24 protein-coding genes are annotated in these 22,864 nt (G+C 62.0%); 12 read left to right on the plus strand and 12 right to left on the minus strand.

Annotated features, from left to right (window positions below; translation table 11 throughout):
• The first annotated feature begins 179 nt into the window (after window positions 1–179).
• Both BC360_RS14620 and BC360_RS31555 read left to right on the plus strand, forming a co-directional pair.
• Complete coding sequence (locus BC360_RS14620) at window positions 180–1,250, plus strand: GGDEF domain-containing protein (protein ID WP_065795694.1); 1,071 nt, start codon at window positions 180–182, stop codon at window positions 1,248–1,250.
• Window positions 1,251–1,285: 35 nt separating this feature from the next.
• The gene (locus BC360_RS31555) at window positions 1,286–1,447 is read left to right on the plus strand and encodes a L,D-transpeptidase family protein (protein ID WP_202618618.1); all 162 of its coding nucleotides are present in this window, start codon (window positions 1,286–1,288) and stop codon (window positions 1,445–1,447) included.
• Between the two features lie 36 nt (window positions 1,448–1,483).
• On the opposite strand, the gene BC360_RS14625 is transcribed toward BC360_RS31555, so the two are convergent.
• From BC360_RS14625 to BC360_RS14635, 3 genes are all read right to left on the minus strand, one after another.
• The gene (locus BC360_RS14625; RefSeq protein WP_244512733.1) at window positions 1,484–2,248 is read right to left on the minus strand and encodes a M15 family metallopeptidase; all 765 of its coding nucleotides are present in this window, start codon (window positions 2,246–2,248) and stop codon (window positions 1,484–1,486) included.
• Window positions 2,249–2,356: 108 nt separating this feature from the next.
• On the minus strand, window positions 2,357–2,965 hold the full coding sequence (locus tag BC360_RS14630; RefSeq protein ID WP_065795696.1) for a pyridoxamine 5'-phosphate oxidase family protein: 609 nt from the start codon (window positions 2,963–2,965) through the stop codon (window positions 2,357–2,359).
• Between the two features lie 187 nt (window positions 2,966–3,152).
• A complete protein-coding gene (locus BC360_RS14635; RefSeq protein WP_065795697.1) occupies window positions 3,153–4,106 on the minus strand; it encodes an alpha/beta fold hydrolase in 954 nt (317 codons plus the stop codon).
• A gap of 47 nt (window positions 4,107–4,153) precedes the next feature.
• Between BC360_RS14635 and BC360_RS14640 the strand changes: the two genes are divergently transcribed.
• Complete coding sequence (locus tag BC360_RS14640; protein ID WP_065795752.1) at window positions 4,154–4,639, plus strand: MarR family winged helix-turn-helix transcriptional regulator; 486 nt, start codon at window positions 4,154–4,156, stop codon at window positions 4,637–4,639.
• 25 nt (window positions 4,640–4,664) lie between these two features.
• Here BC360_RS14640 and BC360_RS32150 read toward each other — a convergent pair whose 3' ends face one another.
• The gene (locus tag BC360_RS32150) at window positions 4,665–4,817 is read right to left on the minus strand and encodes a hypothetical protein (RefSeq protein ID WP_161491377.1); all 153 of its coding nucleotides are present in this window, start codon (window positions 4,815–4,817) and stop codon (window positions 4,665–4,667) included.
• A gap of 24 nt (window positions 4,818–4,841) precedes the next feature.
• Complete coding sequence (locus BC360_RS14645) at window positions 4,842–5,216, minus strand: gamma-butyrobetaine hydroxylase-like domain-containing protein (protein WP_065780024.1); 375 nt, start codon at window positions 5,214–5,216, stop codon at window positions 4,842–4,844.
• A gap of 248 nt (window positions 5,217–5,464) precedes the next feature.
• On the opposite strand from BC360_RS14645, the gene moaA reads away from it, so the two are divergent.
• Window positions 5,465–6,514: a GTP 3',8-cyclase MoaA gene (moaA, locus tag BC360_RS14650; RefSeq protein WP_139110047.1), complete on the plus strand. Its 1,050-nt coding sequence runs from the start codon at window positions 5,465–5,467 to the stop codon at window positions 6,512–6,514.
• Between the two features lie 301 nt (window positions 6,515–6,815).
• Here moaA and BC360_RS14655 read toward each other — a convergent pair whose 3' ends face one another.
• On the minus strand, window positions 6,816–9,368 hold the full coding sequence (locus BC360_RS14655; RefSeq protein WP_065795698.1) for a methyl-accepting chemotaxis protein: 2,553 nt from the start codon (window positions 9,366–9,368) through the stop codon (window positions 6,816–6,818).
• A 456-nt stretch (window positions 9,369–9,824) separates the two neighbouring features.
• On the opposite strand from BC360_RS14655, the gene BC360_RS14660 reads away from it, so the two are divergent.
• Genes BC360_RS14660 through mobB form a run of 3 tightly spaced genes read left to right on the plus strand, consistent with a single transcriptional unit; the run spans window position 9,825 to window position 11,939 of the window.
• Window positions 9,825–10,733 carry a DMT family transporter gene (locus tag BC360_RS14660; protein WP_065780018.1) on the plus strand — a complete coding sequence of 303 codons (909 nt, stop codon included), beginning with the start codon at window positions 9,825–9,827 and terminating at the stop codon, window positions 10,731–10,733.
• Window positions 10,734–10,749: 16 nt separating this feature from the next.
• Window positions 10,750–11,415, plus strand: a complete 666-nt coding sequence (gene mobA / locus BC360_RS14665) for a molybdenum cofactor guanylyltransferase MobA (protein ID WP_065780016.1) — start codon at window positions 10,750–10,752, stop codon at window positions 11,413–11,415.
• A complete protein-coding gene (mobB, locus tag BC360_RS14670; protein ID WP_065795699.1) occupies window positions 11,412–11,939 on the plus strand; it encodes a molybdopterin-guanine dinucleotide biosynthesis protein B in 528 nt (175 codons plus the stop codon). Before mobA ends, mobB begins: the two co-directional genes overlap by 4 nt.
• Before the next feature lie 225 nt (window positions 11,940–12,164).
• On the opposite strand, the gene BC360_RS14675 is transcribed toward mobB, so the two are convergent.
• The 4 genes from BC360_RS14675 to BC360_RS32155 form a co-directional block, all read right to left on the minus strand.
• On the minus strand, window positions 12,165–13,193 hold the full coding sequence (locus BC360_RS14675) for an SEL1-like repeat protein (RefSeq protein ID WP_161491378.1): 1,029 nt from the start codon (window positions 13,191–13,193) through the stop codon (window positions 12,165–12,167).
• Window positions 13,194–13,363: 170 nt separating this feature from the next.
• The gene (locus BC360_RS14680; protein ID WP_065795700.1) at window positions 13,364–14,107 is read right to left on the minus strand and encodes a polysaccharide deacetylase family protein; all 744 of its coding nucleotides are present in this window, start codon (window positions 14,105–14,107) and stop codon (window positions 13,364–13,366) included.
• 104 nt (window positions 14,108–14,211) lie between these two features.
• Window positions 14,212–16,614 carry an OmpA family protein gene (locus BC360_RS14685; RefSeq protein WP_065795701.1) on the minus strand — a complete coding sequence of 801 codons (2,403 nt, stop codon included), beginning with the start codon at window positions 16,612–16,614 and terminating at the stop codon, window positions 14,212–14,214.
• Window positions 16,615–16,815: 201 nt separating this feature from the next.
• On the minus strand, window positions 16,816–16,974 hold the full coding sequence (locus BC360_RS32155; RefSeq protein ID WP_161491379.1) for a hypothetical protein: 159 nt from the start codon (window positions 16,972–16,974) through the stop codon (window positions 16,816–16,818).
• 55 nt (window positions 16,975–17,029) lie between these two features.
• Between BC360_RS32155 and BC360_RS14690 the strand changes: the two genes are divergently transcribed.
• The 4 genes from BC360_RS14690 (at window position 17,030) to BC360_RS14705 (ending at window position 20,047) form a co-directional block, all read left to right on the plus strand.
• Window positions 17,030–17,812 carry an ABC transporter substrate-binding protein gene (locus tag BC360_RS14690; protein ID WP_065780010.1) on the plus strand — a complete coding sequence of 261 codons (783 nt, stop codon included), beginning with the start codon at window positions 17,030–17,032 and terminating at the stop codon, window positions 17,810–17,812.
• A gap of 169 nt (window positions 17,813–17,981) precedes the next feature.
• Window positions 17,982–18,785 (plus strand): ABC transporter permease, encoded by an 804-nt coding sequence (locus tag BC360_RS14695; RefSeq protein WP_065795702.1) that lies wholly within the window; start codon window positions 17,982–17,984, stop codon window positions 18,783–18,785.
• Window positions 18,782–19,612 (plus strand): ABC transporter permease, encoded by an 831-nt coding sequence (locus BC360_RS14700; protein WP_065780006.1) that lies wholly within the window; start codon window positions 18,782–18,784, stop codon window positions 19,610–19,612. Before BC360_RS14695 ends, BC360_RS14700 begins: the two co-directional genes overlap by 4 nt.
• A gap of 168 nt (window positions 19,613–19,780) precedes the next feature.
• A complete protein-coding gene (locus BC360_RS14705; RefSeq protein WP_065795703.1) occupies window positions 19,781–20,047 on the plus strand; it encodes an usg protein in 267 nt (88 codons plus the stop codon).
• A gap of 129 nt (window positions 20,048–20,176) precedes the next feature.
• Here the strand turns inward: BC360_RS14705 and BC360_RS14710 are convergent, their stop codons facing one another.
• Both BC360_RS14710 and BC360_RS14715 read right to left on the minus strand, forming a co-directional pair.
• Complete coding sequence (locus tag BC360_RS14710) at window positions 20,177–20,881, minus strand: SDR family oxidoreductase (protein WP_065780001.1); 705 nt, start codon at window positions 20,879–20,881, stop codon at window positions 20,177–20,179.
• 223 nt (window positions 20,882–21,104) lie between these two features.
• Window positions 21,105–21,830 (minus strand): DUF2270 domain-containing protein, encoded by a 726-nt coding sequence (locus BC360_RS14715; protein WP_065779999.1) that lies wholly within the window; start codon window positions 21,828–21,830, stop codon window positions 21,105–21,107.
• 182 nt (window positions 21,831–22,012) lie between these two features.
• Here BC360_RS14715 and BC360_RS14720 point away from each other — a divergent pair, with 182 nt between their 5' ends.
• A complete protein-coding gene (locus BC360_RS14720) occupies window positions 22,013–22,840 on the plus strand; it encodes a class I SAM-dependent DNA methyltransferase (protein ID WP_065795704.1) in 828 nt (275 codons plus the stop codon).
• Window positions 22,841–22,864: the final 24 nt, after the last annotated feature.

Consider the following 22,864-nt stretch of genomic DNA (forward strand, 5'->3'; position numbering starts at 1 on the left):
CTGCCGCGGCGCCTTAACCGGCGTCGCGGCAAGGCTCTCGCCCCGGATTGACACGACAGCGCTTTGCCTGCCTTAAGTCGAATTGTCCTCTTTCGCAGAACCAATCATTAAGACTTCGCAAATCATTTGCCCCTAAAAATCAGTACCCGTAAGCAATGAGTAATATTGGGGGTTTGCGGATGCAAACGGCCACCTCTGGAAAAACACAAGCTCCTGATATCGCAGCGCAAGTGACCCATGCGATGCGGATGATGGGCGTATCGCCGATACCGCGCAATTACGAGCTCTATTACGAAGCCTATCTGGGTTCCAACCCGCAGCTGTCCAAGGAGCTTGCAGCCCTCGGCAGCCGCGCGACCCAGGAAGAACTCGACGCGATCGGCGCGCAATATTTCAGCCATATCCACCGCTCGACCGGTATCGAGCGCGCGCACACCACCCTTGCCGCCAAGCTGGCCGAGCTGGTCAACCTGTTGAAGGACGAGCAATATGCGCTCGAGAACTACAACAAGGTTCTCGACGAAGCCTATGTCAACATAACCAGCAAGAGCGCCTCCAGCGCCGACATCCTGCGCCATGCCATCAGCATCCTCACGGATGCGACCGCCGACACGATGAGCCAGGGCAAGGAACGCGTGCAGACCGTCGTGCAGAAGTCGTTCGAGATGGAGGTCATCCGCCAGGAACTCGACGAATACAAGCGGATTGCCAATACGGATTCGCTGACGCGGCTCGCCAACCGCCGCGCCTTCGACGACAATCTCGCCGCCGTCTACAACAACGATCACGAGAAGAACTTCACCGGCCTGCTGGTTGCGGATATCGACCATTTCAAGAAGGTGAACGATACCTTCGGCCATCCGGTCGGCGACAAGATCCTGGCGACGGTCGGCAGCGTCATCCGCGCCAATGTCCGGCGCGACGCCTTTGTTGCGCGCACCGGCGGCGAGGAATTCGCCATCATCCTCAACGACAGCAGCCAGGAGGAATGCCTGCAGGTTGCTGATCGCATTCGCACGGTTCTGGCCGGCACGCCCTTCCGAAATTCCAAGACCGGGGTCAACTACGGCCCGATCACCCTATCCGTCGGCGTGTGCATGGCGACCGCCGCCGAGGATGCGGTCGACCTCTACAACAAGGCAGACATCGCGCTCTACTCCGCCAAGAATGCCGGCCGCAACAGGACGATGCTGTTCGAAGACGGCATGCGCAAGGAATCCGGCCGCAACTGGCTGATCTACCGACGCTAGCAAGCAACGGCAATCCCCTCGTGAGATGGCGCCGCATGGGCGCCATTTTCGTTTCAGCACCCCGGTTCCCTTGGAAACAGCCAGATCGATCGATCGGCAAGGCGATGTCGTCCGGCTGCATCTGCATGGCCAACGAGGATGTCGAGCACCTCTACGCCGATGTCCAGATCGGCGCGACGGTTGTCATTCGCGACTGATCGATCAGTCATGGCACGTCCACGGTCAGCGTTACCCTATCGACAGGCGGAAGAACCCGCCTGCCTGGCAATGGCAATCAGTTCCGGCCGGTACTCGAAATGCATGGTGTCGAAATGGTACCAGCGCCCGCCCCAGATGAAACCGTGCTCCTCGAAGATCTCGATGATTTCGAGCGGATAGCGGTTGCGGTAGGGCGCCGTTCCGATCTTGCCCCTGCCCGCCCAGCGCCAGTAATCGGCAAAGCCGGTATTGAGATCGATCGCGGCGCCGAAGCTGTGCACCGAGAGCGTGCGCGCGCCGGCGATATGGCGCCAGTTGAAGGTGCCGGCATTTGGTACGAGGTACCGCTTCAGCTTGGGGCGTGAAGCGAGTTCCGCCTCGACCGCTTGCAGAGCTCTGGCCACACCGTGCCTTCCGGTCACGCTGAGCCGCTCCCCGAACCAGTCTACCGTGACAAGATCGCGCCGGACGCGCGCAGCGCTGTCGCCATAGAGGCGTTTCATCAAGGCTTCGCTGCGGATGCGCCCCGGATCGAAATCAGCAGCCGGCGGCTTGGCACAAGGGCCAAGCGGATAGATCTGAGAAAGACTGTCCTCGATATCGCCCACTTCGAGCTTTTCCACATGGCTCTTCAGCCTGCCGTCATCGATCAGCAGCGCCGCTCCGCCGCCGCGCAGGATCAGCGCCCCGTCGCCGATCTCGGCAATCGCCTCCGGATAGGCCTTGGCAAGCAGCGCAAGTTTCTCGCTCAGCGTCGGCTCGGCGGCCAGGGCGTTGCTGACGCATGCCGAAAGAAGCAACGCGGCCGCACCAAGATATGCGCTCGAAGGTCGACGTCGCATCACATTTCCATCGCTTGGGTTGCGTCGGCTCGGCGAAAGGTCCGCGAACCCGCTCGGCTATATAACCTACCACATGGTCTTGGCGGCGCGCTCGGGCCATTCGCGATCGTAGGTATCCCGGTCGAAATCGGCCTTGGCAGCCTTCAGCAACATGCCGGGTGTGGGAAGCGCCGCTGGGTCGATGAAGCGTTCCGGGTTCCAGATCTGCGATCGCATCAAAGCGCGCGCGCACTGGAAATAGACCTCGCCGATGGTCACGACGATGACGCTGCGCGGGTTCTTGCCGTCGACCTCGAAGGAGCCGGTCAGAGCCGGATCGATGTTGACGACGGCGGTGCCGTTGATGCGCATGGTGGTGTTGGATCCCGGCACCAGGAACATCAGCGCCACGCGCGGATCGCGCACGATGTTGGCAAGCGAATCGACGCGGTTGTTGCCGCGCCAGTCGGGCATTAGAACGGTTTTGTCGTCGGCAATGCGGACGACGCAATCGTCGTCGCCGCGCGGAGAACAGTCGAGCCCTTCCGGACCGACGGTTGCAAGCGCTGCAAAAGGCGAAGCCTCGATCATCTGGCGGTACTCTGCGGTCAGCGCCTCGGTGACCTTTGCCACCGATGCCTCGCTAACGCCGCCGTAAAGTGCGTTCAATTCCTCGATCGAAGTGATGACCGACATGCCGTCCTCCCGCAAGCGCACGATAGCCGCATGTCGAAATCGTTATCCGGATTCATGCAGCCAATCCGATATCAGTAGCGACGCTCGCGCCTCTGGAAAGGCGGGCAGCACCGCAGACCGAAGTAATCCTTTCGACGGATAGCATGACGGGCATATGACGGCATCTGCGAAATTGGCCGAGACCGTATCAGGTGCGAGAACCCAGATGCACTGCAGACTTTTCGAGCCGCATTGCCGCAGCAGCCTTTCGATCCTCGCCATGGACGAAGGCGTTGATCCTGTCGATCACTGGAACTGCCGACACGATGCGGCGATGGCCGTAGCCGTTCGCCCAGTGAAGTTCGACATTGGGTCCGGCAGCGGCATAGCGGCGCGCATGTTCGGCCGAAACCTCCTTGTCGTCTTCCGCATGGATGATCAGTGTCGGCACGGCCCGCACCTCAAGGATCTTGGCCGCATCGAAATCTTCCAGCCGGCGGCCTGACAGCCGTTCAACGACGGCTTCGAAAGCCCTCTGGGTCTTGGACGAGAGTCGAAGAACTTTGCCGAACCCCTTGAAAAGCCAGGTCATCTCGCTCGGGGCACCGATCAGGACGAGTTTCTTCGCCACATGGCTCGGCACGTCGCAAACGACGCCGCCAGCGGCACAGGCAAGGCTTGCGCCGCCAAAGGAATGGCCGACGCTGACGTCGAAGCCGCCGAAATGTCGCCAGGCGGCATCGATGGCCCGAACGGCGGCAGGCATGGTCAGCGTCCGCCCCGGCGAGGCGCCGTGCCCCGGCCAGTCGAGCGTCACCACCTCGGCGCCACCGGCAACCATGCCCTCGATCATGGCGGCGAGATAGTCGCTGCGCGAGCCCCAGCCGTGGACCAGCAGCACGCGCTTGGCGTTGGCGGCATTGCGTGGGCTCGTGAAATGCCGGGCCATGACCCAACCGCCGGCGTAGGAAAGCGTCACCGGCTTGCCTTTGGCAATGACCGGGACCGCCGCGGCCAGTGCGGCGCGCTCCTTGGCGCTTTTCGGCTTGCGGCCGGGCGTGACGCTGAACAGTTTGAACGCAAGCCGGCCGGCGGCCTCGGGAGAAATGACCGACACGCCGGCAAGCGCATGGCGGATGACCTTGATCGCAAAGGATGCCATAGTGAGAATCTCTTAATATGTTCAATGCTGAACATTATTGTACAACGATGAACAAAAAGCAAGTGACGAACGAACAGCATCATTTCCCCTGGGACCACCCGCGTTTTCGCAGCTGGATTGCCGTTGCGCGCGCCTGTCAGTTGATGCAGCAGACCATGACGCGGTCGCTGGCGCATCTCGACATCAAGCCGCCGCATCTCGACATCCTGATCAACCTCTACCGCTTCGACGGAATCTCGCAGCAGGAGCTTGCCCGCAAGCTGCTGGTGGGACGGTCCAACATGAGCATGCTGCTGCCGCAACTGGAGAAGCGCGGGCTGATCGAGCGGCGCGGCGACGACAAGGACAAGCGCGTGCTTCGGCTGTCCTTGACATCAACCGGGCGCACGCTGACGGAAGAGGCAATGGAGGTTCAGACCGGCCTCATCGAAAAGTCGATGGAGGGCGCGCCGCTCGAGGATTGCATGATCGTGGCGCAATCCATGGAGCGGTTGATCGCGGTTCTGCTGAGGGACGAGAACGAGCTCGCCTGACACCCGTGCCGGGCGTGAGCCAGTTTTAGCTGGTTGTGCTTTCCTGCGCCTCGTGCGCTTCCGCCTCCGCCCGCTCACGCGCCGTTCTCGGGGCGATGAACAGCGGCACGGCAAACACACCGGCAATCAACAGCACGACCACCTGCGTCAGGTCGTTCGCGTTCGATGCGTCGGCCAATCGACCGTCTCCTTTTCAAACGGTTCAGCGTGGCTTTTCGGCCTTGTCGCGCGACATGCCCTTGTCGGCGAGCTCCTGCTCATAGGCGGCAAAAAGCTCTTCGCCCTTCTCGCCGAGTTCGCGCAGATAGGTCCAGGTGAAGATGCCGGTGTCGTGCAAATCGTCGAAGCCGATGCGCACGGCGTAGTTTCCGGTCGGCTGCACCGAGATGATCTGGACGTTGCGCTTGCCCGGTACCGTCACCCGCTGGCCTGGCCCGTGTCCCTGTACTTCGGCAGACGGCGAAAGCACGCGCAGCATCTCCGCCGAAAGATCGAAGGATGCACCGTCGTTGAAGGCGACGACGAGGCGGTGGCGGTCTTTCGATACGCGCAGTTCCGTCGGCCAGAATTCGCTCATGATGTCTGCTCCTGTTTTCAAGCCCACGCCTACAGCGCCGCGCGTCAAATATGACGCGCAAAGGACGCTGTAACACTTTAGGCCCGCTGCATAGTTCCTTAAATCGATTCCGATTTAAGGAACTATGCAGTAGCTGAAGAATCGCTCGCCGAGAATTACCCGGCTTTTCCGATCAACACTTTGCGACATGATGCGCCTTGACGCGACCACGTTTGCTGGCGACATTGAAGGGGCTGGGAGAAAGACGCTTGAACACAGCAGCGATAATGAGAACCGGCGCAACGGCGCTAGAGGATAGAACCGCCCCGATGATCGATCCGTTCGGCCGGGCGATCACCTATCTGCGCGTGTCCGTCACCGATCGCTGCGATTTCCGCTGCACCTACTGCATGGCGGAACACATGACCTTTCTGCCGAAGAAGGACCTTCTGACGCTGGAAGAGCTCCACCGGCTCTGTTCCGCCTTCATCGCCAAGGGTGTGCGTAAGCTAAGGCTGACTGGTGGCGAGCCGCTGGTGCGCAAGAACATCATGTTTCTGGTGCGCGAACTCGGACGCGAGATCGAGGCTGGACGCCTCGATGAGTTGACGCTGACGACAAATGGTTCTCAGCTTGCGAAACATGCCGCAGAACTGGCCGATTGCGGCGTGCGGCGTATCAACGTCTCGCTCGACACGCTCGACCCGGCGAAATTCCACCAGATCACCCGCTGGGGCGATCTCGGCAAGGTGATCGAAGGCATCGACGCCGCTCAGGCGGCCGGCATCAAGGTCAAGATCAATGCCGTCGCGCTCAAGGGTTTCAATGACGCCGAAATCCCCGACCTGATGCGCTGGGCGCATGGTCGCGACATGGATCTGACGCTGATCGAAACCATGCCGATGGGCGAGATCGAGGAAGACCGCACCGATCACTACATGCCGTTGTCTGAAATGCGCCGGCAGCTCGAAGAGCGGTTCACGCTCGCCGACATCGCCTACAAGACCGGCGGGCCCGCCCGTTATGTGGAGGTTGCCGAGACCGGCGGCCGCCTCGGCCTCATCACGCCGATGACCCATAATTTCTGCGAAAGCTGCAATCGCGTCCGGCTGACCTGCACCGGCACGCTTTACATGTGCCTCGGCCAGAACGACGCCGCCGACCTGCGCACCGCACTGCGGGCTTCCGACGACGACACCTATCTCGGCCAGGTGATCGACGAAGCCATCGGGCGCAAGCCCAAGGGCCACGACTTCATCATCGACCGCGAGCACAACCGCCCCGCCGTTGCCCGCCACATGAGCGTTACCGGCGGCTGAGCCGCCATCGAGGTCGCTGATGTCTCCGCCCCTCATCCGCCTGCCGGCACCTTCTCCCCGCCAGCGGGGAGAAGGGAAACTGTAGCAACGCTCTCGCATCCCTTGAGCCTTGAGATGCCTCGCCTTTCGCGCATTGATCAGGTACTGCGCAGACCGAATGAGAGATAGCTACGGCCGAAACGCCAAGCTTGGCCACGGCAATGCACACCATCGAAAACCTATGGCGGGACACGTCCCCTCGCCCCGCCTGCGGGGAGAGGGTTAGGGTAAGGGGCAACCGGCACACTCTGCCGGAGACAACTCAAGCCGCGTAGATCGACCCGTAACCGCGGCCATAGGCTTGGCCGGCGACCGCCGAGGTACCGGTCTTGAAGCGCTCGATCTTTTCGTTGAGCGCCTCGACCTGGCGGCGCAGACCGTGGATCTCGGCGGTGTTTTCCTCCACCATTGCCGCGTTCTGCTGGGTGATCAGCTCGACCTCGTGCACCGCCGAGTTGACCTCGTTGAGGCCGGTATACTGGTCCGCGGCTGCAGCCTCGATGTTGCTGACGAGCTGATGGATGGTGCCGATGTGGTTGTTGATGACGGTGAGCGCATCGCCGGTTTCCTGCACCAGCGCCACGCCGCTTCTGACCTGCGCCGAGCTTTCGGAGATCAGCCCCTTGATCTCGCGTGCGGCGCCGGCGCAACGCTGGGCCAGTTCCCGCACCTCCTGTGCCACGACGGCAAAGCCGCGACCGGCCTCGCCTGCCCGTGCCGCCTCGACGCCGGCGTTGAGCGCCAGAAGGTTCGTCTGAAAGGCGATCTCGTCGATGACGCTGATGATCGTGCTGATCTTCTCGGACGAGCGGTTGATCTCCGCCATCGCGTCGATCGCCTTGGCGACGACCTGACCGGAATGCTTGGCGTAGGAATTGGTCTCATCGACCGAGACGGTGGTCTTGCGGGCGCTCTCTGCCGTCGAGCGGACGATCTCGGTCAACTGGCGCAGGGCGCGCGAGCTTTCCTCAAGCGCGGCCGCCTGCTGTTCCGTCCGCCGCGCCAGGTCGTCGGCCGAAGCCGACAGGTTGCTGGTGCCGCCGGTGATCTCGCCGGTCACCATACGCACGTCGCTGAGCGTGGCGCGCAGCGCCTCGACCGCGTTGTTGTAGGTGCGCGCCATGATCACGTAGTCGGCCGGCAGATCTTCTGCCATGCCTTCTTCGAGGTTGCCGGCGGCAAGCTCAGCCAGAACGTCCGAAAGCGCGTTCAGTGCCTGCATCTGCTCGGCCTCAATCCGAGCGCGCTCTTCGGCCCGACGGGCTTCCTCTTCCGCCGAAAGCGTGCGGGCGGCTTCCGCCTCCCGTCCCAGCCGGACGTTTTCGACGGCGTTGTCGCGGAACACCGCCACCGAGCGCACCATGTCGCCGATCTCGTCGCCGCGGTTGCGGCCTTCGATCGCCACGTCGAGATCGCCGTCGGCGAGCCGCGTCATCGTCTCGGTCACGCGCTTCAGTGGACCACGCAGGGTTTCGACCAGCATCAGGCCGCCGATGATCGCAAGCAGCGTACCGGCCACCATCGCCACGATCGACATATTGGCCGAACGTTGGCTGTCGAGCTTGCCGGCCTCCTGGGCGCTGCTGACGAAGCTTTCGAGCGTCGCGCTCGCGCCGGCAACCAGCGTCGAGGCGGCGGCCTTGGCTTCCTGCCAGCGCCCGCCGACGTCGATCAGGGCCGCCGTGCCCTTGTCGATGTTGTCGAGCGACGGCTTGAGCTTGGCCGGCAGGTCACGCAAGGCAGCATTCTTGCCGCCAAGCTCTGACAGTTTCGCCGCACTGTCGCGAACGGCCTGAATATCGGCCATCACCAGATCGCGGCTTTCCGCGTCGAGCTTGCGGTGCAGTTCGCTGATATGCAGCCGCGTGCTGTCGAGGCCCTTGAAGGTGTCGCCCATCAACGCGATCAGCGTCTTCAGCTGCGAGATCTCGCTGTCCATGCCGACGAAGCGCTTGGCGGCCGTGTCGGAATTCTTGGCCGCTTCCTTGGCGAAATCGGCCTCGTATTTCGAGAACTTGCTGAGGATAGGCACAAGCGCATTCTTCTTCGTCTCGCTGTCTTCAGCGCCGGCAAGGATCCCCTCGACCTTCAGCGCCAGGTCCTTCAGCTCGGCAATCGGCTTCTGAACCTTTTCCGACGCGATCTTTTCGGCCTCCTCGATCTGCTTGATGAGGTGCGGCAGCAGCTTGCCCGCCTGATCGATCTTGGCGTCGGCATTGGCAGCCATCGTCACCGGCAGGCGGAATTTCTTGATTCGCTCGGCGACACCCTGGTAGGCGGCGGCATCGAAGAGCAGCGCCTTGGCAAAAGCTTCCTTCTCACCCGATTCCTTGCGGATGATGTCGATCTGCTTGTAGGCGCTGTTGCCCTGCGCCGTCATGTCGGTCAGCGCCGCCTCGAGCGAAGCCGTCACCTGATCCTGCTCGACCTTGATCGACCAGAGCTTTTCGGTCTGGGCCCGCATTGCTTCACCCAGCGACAGCACGGAGGCGATCTCGGACTTGTCCGCCTCACGTGTCAGCAGGCCGTCGAGGGCGCGAACCCCGCTCTCCTGTTCATCGATCTGGGCACTCAGCGCCCCTCTCGTATCCTCGCTCGGCGCATCGGCAAAAGTCTGGAGCGCGCTGCGCAGCGCCTGGAAATCCGAGAGATTGTTGATGGTTTCGCGCGTCACGGTCATGTGGCCGTTGAGCGTTCGTGCGGTGAAGAAGCCAACGAGACCGATACCCGCGATCAGAGCGACCAGCGGAACCACGAAGAGCAGAACCTTGGTGACGATGCGCAGGCGCTGTAAGAGACGATCGATGAAAGACATTGCGGACCCCAGATTATTCTTATGAGAGACATGTCCGCGCGGTGGCTTCTTCTTGCTGGAAGCATGGGGTGAAATATCGGCGGAAGCACCTCCCAGGCACCGACCGACACTTCTGGAATGGCGCGCCGCCAAGGTTCTGACGCACACCACCCACCGATCGCGTCATGCGATTGGAAGCGGAATCATCGGGACGATAGGCAGCGAAACTTAAGATTCCGCGAATAGAAACCGGTCCGGGAGACCGTGCTTTCTGCGCGGCGAACAGTCTTCATCACGATTGATCTCGCCAACACGCGGAAGTTCTACTTGCGATGGAAGAAAAATCGCCAGCTGGCGGGTTGGTGTTTGCACAAAATGGCGGCCGATGCTTAAACGGTAAACGACGTCCGACAACGGATTCGCCTTTGCCACCGGCCGTCAGGTTCCCGCCCGATTCGGCGCCGCAGGACAGCCAGCATGCAATCCTCCAGCAATTTCCGCGGCATCGTCTTCATGTGTCTGGCAATGGTCGCCTTCTCCTGCAACGACGCATTGGTGAAATCGGTGACCGGGGCGATGAATGTCGGCCAGATCATGTTCGTGCGCGGGCTGCTGACCACCTTGATGGTAATCGTCATTGCCAGGCATTTCCGGGCATTTCGTCCGCTTCGCACCATCATGAAGCCGGTCATCATCCTGCGCATCGTCATGGAGGCGCTGGCATCCATCACCTACATCTCGGCGCTCGGGCAAATTCCCCTCGCCAATGCATCGGCGATCATGCAGGCGCTGCCGCTGGCCGTAACGCTCGGCGCCGCCGTATTCCTCGGCGAACCGGTCGGATGGCGGCGCTGGACCGCCATCTTCGTCGGCTTCATCGGCGTGCTGATCGTGCTTCGCCCGGGCCCCGAAGGCTTTACATCAGCCGCTCTCACCGTCGTTGCCTGCGTCTTCTGCACCGCCACGCGCGATCTCTGCACCCGTCGCATCGACCACGACATCCCCTCGCTCTACATAACGGTGACAACGGCGCTTGTGACGACATTGGTCGGCGCCGCATTGATCGTACCGCTTGGCGGCTGGCAGTCGATGTCCTCGACCACGCTGACCCACGTCGCCGCCGCCAGCCTGCTCCTGATGGTCGGATACCAGACGATCGTGCTTGCCATGCGTGGCGGCGATATCTCAGTTATCGCGCCCTTTCGCTACACCAGCCTGCTGTTTGCGATCGCGATCGGCATTTTCTTCTTCTCGGAAAAGCCGGATGCATGGATGCTGGTTGGTGTTGCGGTCATCATCGGCTCGGGCCTTTACACCTTCTATCGCGAGAGCCGGCGCGGCAGGAAGCCGGTTGCACAAAGCTCCCTGACCGGACCGCTCGAATAGGAACGAAGAAACCTCGATGCCAACAGTCAAGACGTCAGATGCGAGACATCCATTGTGGCCGGCCGTCGTCCTTGCCGGCGGACTTTCGCGTCGCATGGGGCGGCCGAAGTCCGACTTGCTTCTGGACGGAAAGACGATGCTGTGGCGGATCGTCGAGAGGCTCCAGCCTCAGGTCGCCAGCGTCGCCATCAATCTCAACGGCGCCGGCGAGCGGGCGGCGATCGAGGGGCATCCCGTGATTTGCGATACCGTGCCCGGCTTTCTCGGTCCGCTTGCGGGTGTGTTGACGGCGATGCGCCACGCGGCCGCCGCCACGCCGACAGCGACGCATGTCCTCGTCGTGCCGACGGACACGCCCTTCTTCCCGCATGACCTCGCTCAACGCCTGACCGATGCGATGACGGGACGCGAGCAGATTGCCGTTGCGTCATCCGATGGTGCGCTGCATCCGCTCTTTGCGCTCTGGTCCGTCGGGCTCGCCGACGATCTCGAACACTGGCTCACGACGGATCCAAAACGCCGCGTGCGCACCTTCATCGAGCGCCATCCATCCGTCACCGTCGACTTTCCGATGACAACGACGACCAGCGGACTGTTCGATCCCTTCTTCAACATCAACACGCCGGATGATCTGCTGCGGGCAGAGGAATGGCTGGGCATTCTTGGGGAGAACAGCGCATGACTGCGACGAAAATTTTCGGCATCGCGGGCTGGAAGAATTCCGGCAAGACCGGACTAATGGTTCGCCTCGTCACCGAATTGACGCAGCGTGGATATGTCGTATCGACCGTCAAGCACGCCCATCATGACTTCGACATAGACAAGGTCGGGGCCGACAGTTTCCGCCACAGGGAAGCAGGCGCCCACGAAGTCACCATCGTTTCAGGCACACGCTTTGCGATCATGCATGAGTTGCGTGGTGCACCGGAGCCGAGCTTCGAAGGCATCCTCACCCGGCTCGCCCCTTGCGATCTCATTCTGGTCGAAGGCTACAAGCGCGAGCCGATCCCCAAGATCGAGGCCCGTCGGCTCGAATCGGCGAACCGCGAGCCCTTGGCGCCCACCGATCCGCACATCTGTGCCATCGCCGCCGATCACCCGGTCACGGACAGCGACCTGCCGGTCTTCGATCTCGACGACACTGCGACCATCGCCGATTTCGTGGAGAAGGTTACGGGGTTGTTGCCCAAAAGCGACGCTTCCTGACCAGGCTTCAACGCTTCAAGGCGTCGCAATACTCTTTCGGCAACGCGGCGAGCGCCTGTTGCACCTTTACAGCGCTGCGCGCCAAATATGGCGCGCCAAGGACGCTGTAACACTATAAATTTGCTGCATAATTCCTCCTTAGATCGATTCCGATTTAAGGAATTATGCAGTAGCATTCCCTGAGCGGCGGCCTAGCGACACCACCTGACAGCAGCCGCAGCGTCATCAATCCTTCGGCAGCGCATCGATCGCCGGTTGCGCCTCAGTAATGCCCTGCGCAGCGGCCTTGCCGTACCAGCGTGCTGCCGCCAACAGATCCTTGTCGACCCCGAGGGCGTTAGCGTAGGCCACTGCGACGTTGAACTGCGCCTTGCCGTGACCCTGCTCGGCTGCCTTCAGGAACCAGCCGAAGGCCGCTGCCAGGTCACGATCGACGCCGGAGCCGATCGCATAAGCGACGCCAAGATTGTGCTGTGCAAACTCGTAGCCTTGCTCCGCCGAGAGCGTGTAGAGCCGCGCCGCCTCCTTCGCGTCGCGCCCCACGCCTCGGCCATCTTGATACATCACCGCCAGATTGTATTGACCAGCAGCATCGCCTGTATCGGCCACCGTGCGGAACCATTGTGCTGCGGCCGCCTGATCCTCTGCGACACCGATACCGCTGACATACATCAGGCCAACGTTTATCTGCGCAAACTTGTGCCCTTGCTCCGCCGCCTGAATCAAGAGTCCGAACGCCTTTGCCTGATCCTGCGGCACACCCTCGCCCTTACCGTAGATCATACCCAGTCGGAACTGCGCCCGCGGAAAGTTCTGTGCAGCGGAAAGGCGATACCAACGGAGCGCCTCTTCAAGATTTCGCTCGACGCCTTCGCCCCTGAAATACTGCTGTGCCAGCTCGTACTGCGCCATGGCATGCCCGCTCTCAGCGGCCCGCCTGTACCACTTGAAAGCTTCGGTCTCGTTCCGGGCCACACCGCGGCCCTCCATCAGCATTCCCGCCAAATTGTATTGCGCCGGCACGTTGCCGCCTTCGGCGGACTTCTGAAACCAGCGAAACGCTTCAGTATCATCCTGCTTGGCGCCTTGGCCGGTGAAGTAGGACCAGGCGATGAGAAACTGGGCGTAGATGTCCCCTTTCTCCGCTAGCGCTCTGTCTTGATCGGTAGGGATGGGGGGCATTTCCGCCAGCGCGGGGGAAACGGAGAGGCCGAAGGCGAGCGCGGCAACAAGGCCGAAGACGGCGGGTTTCATCCATTCCTCCCGAGGCAAACCGTTCAATACGAACATTAAGCAACGAAAGGTTGATTCGACAACGAATTTCCCCTGTCCGGCGAAACATCGCACTCCATCCTCTCGCGCGCTCATCCTGCCGAATGGCCGAGACAATGCTGACGTTCGCCGCACTCACCCATTGTCGGCCGTCAATTCGTGGCGCCGACCGTCATTTCATCGGGAATATCGTTGAGGCGGACGAAGCTGTAGCCCTTGGCTTTCAGGTCGAGAATACCGCGTGCGACGCCGGCGCCGGCGGTGTGCGTCGGCTGGTTGATGTGAGCGATGATGACGTCACCGTCTTGGGCGTTGCGGATACGCTTCTCGGCCATGGCCGCCCCCAGCAGCGAGCCGCCGTCGCCATTCACGGAATAGCCGGCGATGCGGTAGCCCATCTCGCGGATCTGGCTCATCGAGGAATGGCTGTATTTCGCCGTCGCGCCGCGGAACCAGCGCGGTGCCGCAAGGCCATGCGCCCTGATCGCCGCAGCCCCGTCTTCGACTTCGGCCGCAACGGCCGCGCTCGAGCCGGCGGCAGCCAGCCCATAGACGGAAACCTTGACGTCGATCGGCGGCACATGCATGGCGCCGTGATCTTCGATTTCGAAGAGATCCGGGTGCGCCTTCATCACCTCGACCGCCAGCCCGTTGCGCTTCAGCCAGCGCGCCGTCACGAAGATCGTCGCAGGGATGCGGTTCTCGATCAGGGTGCCGAGGATACGCATGTCGGTCGCGCCGCTGCAGGCGTCGAGCGTCAGCGCCACGCGCGGCGGCTGGTCCTTGCCCGCGGGATTGCTCGGAAGCCGCAGGTCCGGCTCGACAAGCGCCGGCGCCGCATGGGCGGACTGGGCAAGCAGGCCAAGGGAGGCAATGAGAAGAGCGGCGGTTTTCATGGCAATCCGGAAGAAGAAGAAGACTGAAACGGCAACGGCAGAAACCCGCCCTGTGACAGGCGGGTTTCCTAAGCGTTGCACGGGCGGTCGTGCCCGAGGCTTGATCAGCGCTGGGCGACCGGGCGAACCAGCGGCGTGACGCGGCGAATGGTAACGCGGCGGTTCTGCTGCTCGGCTTCCTCAGTGCGAACCTTCAGGAAGCGCTCGCCATAGCCCTGTGTCACCAGGTTTTCGGCAGGAATGCCGTAGACCTCGGTGAGCAGCGAGGCAACCGATTCGGCACGCTGGTCCGAAAGCACCAGGTTCGAGCGGTCCGAGCCGACGGCGTCCGTATGGCCTTCGATGAAGAAGGTTTCACCCGGATCCTTGGCCAGCACCTTTTCCATGGCAGCGGCTACGCCGCGCATGGTCTTTGCCTGCGACATCGACACTTCCGCGCTGCCCGTCGGGAAGGTGATGGTGTCGAGGTCGATGCGGCGGACCTTGTCGCGCAGGCGTGCCGAGTGACGGACCTCGTCGATCGAATAGACGCGCTCGACGCGCTCCACCGGCGGCTCGGCCAGGAAGTCGTAGTAGTCGCGGCCCGGATCGTCCGAAACATCGGCGATATATTCGCGAACCGGGATGCGCAGACGCATCGGCGGCAGCTCGTAACCGACGTCGATGATCGCCGGACGCGGGCCTTCGTCACGCTCAGGCGCGTAGATCATCAGGTACTCGTTGCCGTCACGGTCAATACGCGAACGCTGCAGGATGTCGCCGTAGCGATTGTAGATCGTGACGATCTGGTAGCCGCCGGGGCGAACGATGGTTTCGCGGGTACGGCCACGCGGCAGTTGGTCGTAGTACGTCTCTTCCGCATCGCGACGAAGGCGCGGGCGGTCGTCGCCACGAACGAAGATCTGGTCGCCGACGCCAAGAATGACGCGGTTGTCGATCTCCTGAATCACTTCCACATTGGTGATGTTGTTGGTGACGTTGTTGACCGTCGTGTTGTTGTTGATCACCGTGTTGTTGATGACGGTGTTGTTGACGATGTTGGTCGTCTCCGGCACCACGAATACGGGCGCTTCATCGATGCGTGTGCCTTGCTCGGTCAGGTTCGCCTCGATCTTCTGCGGCAGGTGGGCCTGGATTTCGGCCGGCATCAGCGCCTGCGCTGCGGCGTCATCGGCCGGCGGCGGAGCGCTTTCCTCCTGTGCACGCAGTTCTTCGCGCAATTTCTGGCGGTCTTCGCGAGCCTGGTTGCCGCCGACGTTGTCGGCATCCTTGTCGCTGTCGAGAACGGCCGCACCGTTTTCGACCGGAAGCACGACGGTCTCGTCAGTCGCCGCAGGATCTTCGGCGATCTTCAGCTTTTCTTCCTCGGTGCGGGTATCGACCACTTCCGGTACCGGCTGGACCTGCGGCTGCTGTTCGGCCGTCGCCGGCTGCTCGGTGCCCGGAACTGCCTGCCCCTCGCCCGTCTGCGGTTCGGTCGTCTGCGGCTCGACGGCGGGCGCTACGGCTTCGCCGGCATTCTGCCCATCGGTTACAGGCGGCTCTTCGCCCGCCTTCTGTTCTTCGGTCACCGGCGGTTGCTCGCCGGCATTCTGGCCTCCCGTTGCCGGCTGCTGGCCGGTCGCTTCATCGCCAGCCGGCGGGCAAGCGGTGGAGGCGTCCTGACCTTCCGGAACAACGCACTCGCCTGCCTGAGCCTTCCTGGCTTCTTCGGCTTGACGTGCGGCCTCTGCCTCGGCAGCCTTCTGCTGTTCGGCGGCCTGGCGGGCGGCTTCGTCTTCCGCAGCCTTCTGCTCGTCGGCGGCCTTCTGCTGGGCTTCGCTTTCGGCAGCCTTCTGTTCGTCGGCGGCCTTCTGGGCTTCTGCAGCTTTCTCCTGCTCGGCGGCCTGGCGCGCAGCCTCGTCTTCAGCAGCCTTCTGCTGTTCAGCGGCCTGGCGGGCGGCTTCCTCTTCGGCAGCCTTTTGCTGTTCGGCGGCCTGACGCGCCGCCTCTTCTTCTGCCGCCTTCTGCTGTTCGGCCGCTTGCTGCTCCTGCTGCTGGCGTGCGGCTTCCTCTTCTGCAGCCCGCTGAGCTGCTGCCGCCTTCTCCTGTTCGGCAGCCTGGCGGGCGGCCTCTTCCTCGGCAGCCTTCTGCTGTTCAGCGGCTTGGCGGGCGGCCTCTTCCTCGGCAGCCTTCTGCTGCTCGGCGGCCTGGCGGGCAGCCTCTTCTTCGGCAGCCCTCTGCTGTTCGGCGGCCTGGCGGGCAGCCTCTTCTTCGGCAGCCTTCTGCTGTTCGGCGGCCTGCTGCTCCTGCTGCTGGCGCTGCGCTTTAGCTTCCGCCGCACGCTGCTGCTCTTCGGCCTGGCGCTGCTGCAGCAGCAGAAGCTCTTCGTCCGACGGCTGACCGCTCCCTTCCTGCGCCACCTCGAACGGCTTCATCAGGCTGTCGGCAAGGGCTGGTTGCACCGCAAGCGACACCGAGAGCACCGGCAGCGCCACGGTTGCGAATAGTCTGGATCGAATCGACATTGTCTTCCTTCCTCGTCCTGGGAGGTCCCTGGCCTGCCACTGTTACCCACCGGACAGCCGGTTCGGCAACAGGAGACAAGCGTGAATTCTCAAGGGCCTTGATCCAAGGTTCCGGCTTTTTTGTGTTGCCCGTCAAACGAGCCACCAACGCAACGCCCGAACCTCCAATCGGTTCCCGCAATAGGCGTAGCCGAAGCAAGATTAACCGCCGCTGAACAGGTCGTTCATGTTCGCGCCGATCACGGCCGCAGCAATCTCCGGTAGAAATCCTTTTCCCGGTGGGTGCTTTCGCTTTCCTGTTGATTTTTGCTGGAAAACAGTACGAATATCGCTCCAACCGGCGGCAAGCGCCCCGGTCAAGATAGGCATCCGCAAACAACAAAAACCCGGATGTCGGCCAACAGAGAGGACTATCATGCGTATTTCCAGACGGCTGGCAGCCGCCGCATCGGCTGCCGTTTTCGTGCTCATGGCTGGCTCGGCCATGGCAGATGGCGAAAAGGTCGTTATCGGCACGGAAGGCGCCTACCCGCCCTTCAACAACCTCGAATCCGACGGCACGCTGACCGGCTTCGACGTCGACATCGCGAAGGCCCTTTGCGTCGAGATGAAGGCGGAATGCACGTTCGTGACGCAGGACTGGGACGGCATCATTCCGGCACTGATCGCCAAGAAGTTCGACGCCATCATCGCGTCCATGTCGATCACTGCCGAGCGCAAGGAAAAGGTCGACTTCACCAACAAGTACTACAACACGCCGCCGGCGATCGTGGTGCCGAAGGATTCGCCGATCACCGACGCAACCGAGGCGGCCCTGGCTGGCAAGACGCTCGGCGCGCAGGGCTCGACCACCCACTCCAACTATGCCGAAGCGCATATGAAGGAAGCGGAAATCAAGCTCTATCCGACCGCGGAAGAATACAAGCTCGACATCGTCAATGGCCGCGTCGACGCGGTGATCGACGACGTAGTGGTGCTTTCGGAGTGGCTGAAGTCGGCTGACGGTGCATGCTGCAAACTGCTCGGCACGCTGCCGGTGGACCCCGTCATCAACGGCGAAGGCGCCGGCATCGCCGTGCGCAAGGGCGACGACGCGCTGCGGGAGAAGTTCAACAAGGCGATCGAAGCCATCCGCGCCAACGGCAAGTACAAGGAAATCAACGAAAAGTACTTCCCGTTCGACGTTTATGGCAGCTGATCAACGGCTTCCGGCCTGATTTCCTAGTGAATCATGCCGGAAAAACGTTGGTTCATGAAAAAAATGCAACGGCGGACGGCTTGCCCTTCCGCCGTTTTTGTTTGACAAGAACCTAAAACACAAGCGCGATCCATATGCATAAGAACAGCGCAAAGGGGAATTCTCTGACATGAGCGGGTTATTTGCCGGCTTCTATTCGATCCTAGCCTGGGTCGGCTCCATCGTGGATCCATTGTGCGGCCCGGTCGGCGTATTTCGCTGGCTGGCACCCGGCACGCTGCTGGCCTGCGGCGATGCAGGCTGGGGCGACGAGATCGCCTACGGCTTCGTTGTCACCGCAAGCCTTGCCATCGCGACTTTGCCCGTCGGCCTGCTGATCGGCTTCTTCGTAGCCCTTGGCAAGCAGTCTGAAGAGCGCACTGTCCGGCTCGCGTCGAATATCTACACCACCATCTTCCGCGGCCTGCCGGAACTCTTGACGCTGTTCATCGTCTATTACGGCCTGCAGATCCTGGTACAGCAGCTCCTGGCATCGTTCGGCTACGAGGGACCCGTCGAGATCAACGCCTTCTTTGCCGGCATGATCGCCCTTGGCGTGGTCTTCTCGGCCTATTGCTCCGAGGTTCTGCTGTCAGCCTTCAAGGCGATCCCGCATGGCCAGTACGAGGCGGGTGCTGCCCTCGGGCTTCATCGCAGCCGCACCATGCGGCTGATCATCCTGCCGCAGCTCGTGCGCATCGCCTTGCCCGGCCTCGGCAACCTCTGGATGGCGCTGCTGAAAGACACGGCGCTCGTCTCGGTCGTCGGCCTGCCCGACATCCTGCGCCAGACCGGCATCGCCGCCCGCGTCACCAAGCAGGCGTTCGAGTTCTTCGGCATGGCCTGCATCCTCTTCCTGGTGCTGGCCATGGTTTCGTCGATCATATTCTCGAACCTTGAACGCTGGACCAAACGCGCGGAGATGGGCCGATGAGCTTCGTCGAGACGATGATCCCGCCGCAGGCACCGCCACCGGCGCCGCCCAAGCCTTATACCCTCGCCCGCTTTGTCGGCAGCGTAACGCTCGGCATCTGGCTCGCCCTCGGCGTCGGCATATTCCTCACCGTCGTCAACGGCTGGGACCCGGCGAAATTCACCAAATACGGTCCGAGCTTCCTGTCCGGCCTTGGCGTCACCCTGATGCTGGTGGCCTGCTCGGTCGTGCTCGGCGCCATCCTTTCGCTGCCGGTCGCGCTCGGTCGCATGTCGAAGAACAAGATCTGGTCGTGGCTTGCCTATGCCTATGTCTACTTCTTCCGCGGTACGCCGTTGATCGCCCAGCTCTTTCTGATCTACTACGGCCTCGGCAGCTTCCGCCCGCAACTGGAATCGGTCGGCCTCTGGTGGTTCTTCCGCGAGGCCTGGAATTGCGCGCTCTTTGCCTTCACGCTGAACACCGCCGCCTATCAGGCGGAAATCCTGCGCGGTTCGATCGAGAGCGTGCCGCGCGGCCAGCGCGAAGGTGCAGCCGCCCTTGGCTTGTCGGAACGCATCGCATTCTACAAGATCATTCTGCCGCAGGCGATGATCGTGGCGCTGCGCCCCTACGGCAACGAGATCATCCTGATGATCAAGGGCTCGGCGATCGTCGCGATCGTCACGGTGTTCGACTTGATGGGTGAGACGCGCCGTGCCTTTTCGCGCACCTTCGACTACCAGATGTATGTCTGGGCGGCGATCCTCTATCTGCTGATGGTCGAACTGCTTCGCAACATCTGGGCCTGGCTGGAAAATCGCCTGACGCGGCATCTGAAGCGCTAAAACCTGGCTATCGATCGAGTCATGAATGGCTTGGCAGCACTCCTCAAAGAGTGCTGCCAAGCCATTGTTATTACGCCAAAAGTTTCAGATTGGAGCAAATATTAGAACTTGATTAATAAATCAAGCGTTTCATCATAGAGACCAACCTTTGCGAAAAGTGAGGTTCATATGACGAACGAAATGGAACTGCAGCTGAAGGGCTACGGCGTGACCACGGCCCAGATCCTGTACCGCATGCCGGACCATCCGACGTTTCTGCAGACCTATATCTGGCAGCACTACGACATCGCCCCGGACTTCCCGGAGATGCGCGGCTTCCTGAAGTTCTGGCAGGAAAAACTGGACGGCCCGCTGCATTCTGTACGCTACGTACATCGCAAGCTGGTATCGGCCACCGAATGGCGGGCACTCAAGGGCGAGTTCATCCTGCACTGAACCCGCCCGCGACTGCATGATGCCTTGAACCGGATTCGATCCGGCACGAATATTATGCAGCCAGGTTAAGGCGTTACAGCGTCCTTAGCCTGTCACACTCGACGCACGGCGCTGTAGACAACGACGAAATCAGACCGAGCGGGTAATGCCGCCGTCGATGCGGATGTTCTGGCCGGTGATGTAGGCACCCCGGTCGGTCGCCAGAAGCGCGATCAGTTCCGCCACCTCCTCCGACGTGCCGTAACGCTTCATCGGGATCCGGTTGCGCCGCTCCTCCGTCTCGGGCAGGCTGTCGATGAAGCCGGGAAGCACGTTGTTCATGCGGATATTCTCGGCGGCATACTGATCCGAGAACAGCTTGGTGAAAGCGGCAAGCCCCGAACGGAAAACGCCCGATGTCGGAAACAGCGGATCGGGCTCGAAGGCCGCATAGGTCGAGATGTTGACGATGCTGCCCGACTTCTGCTCGCGCATAATCGGCGTCACCAATCGTGCCGGACGGACTGCGTTGAGGAAATAGACCTCCATGCCCTTGTGCCAATCCTCATCGGTCAGCTCCAGCACCGGCGCGCGCGGGCCGTGGCCGGCCGAATTAATCAGCGCGTCGATACGGCCCCAGGTATCATACGCCTTGTCCACCAGGCGCTTCAGGTCGTCGTTGGACTGGTTCGAGCCGGTGACGCCGAGACCGCCGAGTTCCTTGGCCAGCGCCTCGCCCTTGCCCGACGATGACAGGATCGCCACGCGGTACCCTTCGGCCGCCATCCGTCGCGCCGCGACCGCCCCCATGCCGGAACCGCCCGCCGTGATCACCGCTACTTTTTCGCCAGCCATAGTGTTGCTCCTGTTCGGCTTTTCTTACAGCGCCGCGTGTCAAATATGACGCGCAAAGGACGCTGTAACGCTTTAAACTTGCTGCATAATTTTGTCCTTAAATCGGATCCGATTTAAGGAATTATGCAGTAGCCGGGATAGAAGCAGTCGGCTGCGGCAATCTCAAATGACAAATTCTGAAGACAGCCACAAATGCACACATCCTTGCGGGAGGTATGCAGTGTCAGACGTGGACCTCGCCATGGGCAAGCTCGCCCTCACCCGGTTCCCTGTGCAACGAGCCGTAGAGCACGACGGCGTAGAACAGCACGACCACCAGGATGACAGGCCAGCCCGGCAACGGGCCGAGCGCTGCATTCTCCGCGACATCGGTCCAGGTGCGCACGTGCCCGAAGGGCTCGCCATTGGTCGACATCTTCGGCGACGAGATCTTGAGCGCCCAGGCGAGCAGCAGGATCAGGTACATCCAGCAATAATTGCGCTGCAGCCGACGGCAGAGCGCCTCGCGGTAGCTCATCAGGAATGCCGGCTTGCGCAGGCTCTTGGCGATCGCCGCCGCCCAGTTGAGGTTCGGCGCCCCGTCCGGCGCCAGGATCTGTGCGAAGTATCCACGCTCGAGTTGGCGCACCCGGGCGCGGTAGACGTCGAAGAACCGGTAGCGCCGGGCCTCGATCAGAAGCAGCAGCGTGATCAGCAGCATGGCAAACAGCAGCACGCCATGATGGGAGGAAGGAGTCGACAACGATACCGACAACAGGGCGGCGACCACGGTAATCGCCCAGTTGGACGTGCGGTCGATGCGATCCCGCCAGCCGGCCATTCGCCCCATTTCGCCGCGATAATAATGCACGATGGCGTTAATCTGCTCCTGCGAGGTCTGGGGCAGCGGCGGGCCCTTCAGCTCCTTGATTTCCGTGCCCACAAGCAGCGGACCGAGTTCGGCGGCCATCGGCATTTCCTCCGTCTTTTCTTGTTGTTGCGATCATGAACCCTTTCCCCCCAAGGATAAATCCCGTGCTCGCCGCCCGCCGCCATTTTTTGCTTCTCAGTCGCCCTGACGGCGCAAGGATCCCGGCCGGCCGCGGCTTGCGGCGCATTGCCAAAAGCGGCCTTCGGACGTAAGAAGCGCGCATGACCCAGAACACCACGAAAATCGACGAGGAAGCGCTGGCGGAAGCCTACAACCGCGCCCTCTCCCTGGAAAAATCCGGCAATTTCGATGCCGCGGCCGATGCCTATGCCGAAGTGCTGGCGCTCGATCCCGAGGATCACGGCGGCGCATCCGTGCGGCTCGCCTCGATGGGACGCGGCGAAACGCCTGTGAAGGCGCCGGACGCCTACGTCGCCACCCTCTTCGACCAGCACGCAGACGTGTTCGACAACGTGCTCGTCGAGCAGCTTGGCTATTGCGTTCCTCCGCTCGTGCGCCAGCGTCTGCAGGCGCTTGAACTCGGTCCGTTCAACCGCGTGCTCGACCTTGGCTGCGGCACGGGCCTGACTGGCGGTGCGCTCCGCGACATGGCGGAAGACATCACCGGCATCGACCTCTCCGAAAACATGGTCGAGATCGCCCATGAGAAGGATCTCTACGAGACCCTCTATGTCGCCGAAGCGGTGGACTTTCTCGACGACAACGACGACGAACCCTTCGACCTGATCGTCGCAACCGACGTGCTGCCTTACATGGGCGCGCTCGAGGCACTGTTCTTCGGCGCCGTCGACAATCTCGTGCCCGGCGGCATTTTCATCTTTTCCAGCGAAACGCTGCCGGCCGAGACCTTCGCCGGTCGCCCCTTCCTGGTCGGCCCGCACCAGCGCTTTGCCCATGCGGAGGCCTACCTGCGCGAACGCCTGACGGCGACCGGCTTCGAAGTGATCGAAGTCGGCGACATTACCGTGCGGATGGAAGAAGGCGAACCGATCGCCGGCCACCTCGTGATCGCCCGCTTCAAGCCTTAAGCAACGAAACAAGACCGGAGACGG

It is taken from the genome of Ensifer sp. LC163 (genome assembly GCF_001695855.1).
Classification (GTDB): Bacteria; Pseudomonadota; Alphaproteobacteria; order Rhizobiales; family Rhizobiaceae; genus Ensifer.

Coding starts and splice junctions, on each gene's coding strand:
- BC360_RS14660 (WP_065780018.1), top strand. CDS start 9,825: ATGCAATCCTCCAGCAATTTCCGCGGCATCGTCTTCATGTGTCTGGCA.
- BC360_RS14690 (WP_065780010.1), top strand. CDS start 17,030: ATGCGTATTTCCAGACGGCTGGCAGCCGCCGCATCGGCTGCCGTTTTC.
- BC360_RS14645 (WP_065780024.1), bottom strand. CDS start 5,216: ATGAGCGAATTCTGGCCGACGGAACTGCGCGTATCGAAAGACCGCCAC.
- BC360_RS14705 (WP_065795703.1), top strand. CDS start 19,781: ATGACGAACGAAATGGAACTGCAGCTGAAGGGCTACGGCGTGACCACG.
- BC360_RS14640 (WP_065795752.1), top strand. CDS start 4,154: ATGAACAAAAAGCAAGTGACGAACGAACAGCATCATTTCCCCTGGGAC.
- BC360_RS14655 (WP_065795698.1), bottom strand. CDS start 9,368: ATGTCTTTCATCGATCGTCTCTTACAGCGCCTGCGCATCGTCACCAAG.
- BC360_RS14635 (WP_065795697.1), bottom strand. CDS start 4,106: ATGGCATCCTTTGCGATCAAGGTCATCCGCCATGCGCTTGCCGGCGTG.
- mobB (WP_065795699.1), top strand. CDS start 11,412: ATGACTGCGACGAAAATTTTCGGCATCGCGGGCTGGAAGAATTCCGGC.
- BC360_RS31555 (WP_202618618.1), top strand. CDS start 1,286: ATGGGCGCCATTTTCGTTTCAGCACCCCGGTTCCCTTGGAAACAGCCA.
- BC360_RS14680 (WP_065795700.1), bottom strand. CDS start 14,107: ATGAAAACCGCCGCTCTTCTCATTGCCTCCCTTGGCCTGCTTGCCCAG.
- BC360_RS14695 (WP_065795702.1), top strand. CDS start 17,982: ATGAGCGGGTTATTTGCCGGCTTCTATTCGATCCTAGCCTGGGTCGGC.
- mobA (WP_065780016.1), top strand. CDS start 10,750: ATGCCAACAGTCAAGACGTCAGATGCGAGACATCCATTGTGGCCGGCC.
- BC360_RS14675 (WP_161491378.1), bottom strand. CDS start 13,193: ATGAAACCCGCCGTCTTCGGCCTTGTTGCCGCGCTCGCCTTCGGCCTC.
- BC360_RS14720 (WP_065795704.1), top strand. CDS start 22,013: ATGACCCAGAACACCACGAAAATCGACGAGGAAGCGCTGGCGGAAGCC.
- BC360_RS14620 (WP_065795694.1), top strand. CDS start 180: ATGCAAACGGCCACCTCTGGAAAAACACAAGCTCCTGATATCGCAGCG.
- BC360_RS14630 (WP_065795696.1), bottom strand. CDS start 2,965: ATGTCGGTCATCACTTCGATCGAGGAATTGAACGCACTTTACGGCGGC.
- BC360_RS14710 (WP_065780001.1), bottom strand. CDS start 20,881: ATGGCTGGCGAAAAAGTAGCGGTGATCACGGCGGGCGGTTCCGGCATG.
- BC360_RS14700 (WP_065780006.1), top strand. CDS start 18,782: ATGAGCTTCGTCGAGACGATGATCCCGCCGCAGGCACCGCCACCGGCG.
- BC360_RS14715 (WP_065779999.1), bottom strand. CDS start 21,830: ATGGCCGCCGAACTCGGTCCGCTGCTTGTGGGCACGGAAATCAAGGAG.
- BC360_RS14685 (WP_065795701.1), bottom strand. CDS start 16,614: ATGTCGATTCGATCCAGACTATTCGCAACCGTGGCGCTGCCGGTGCTC.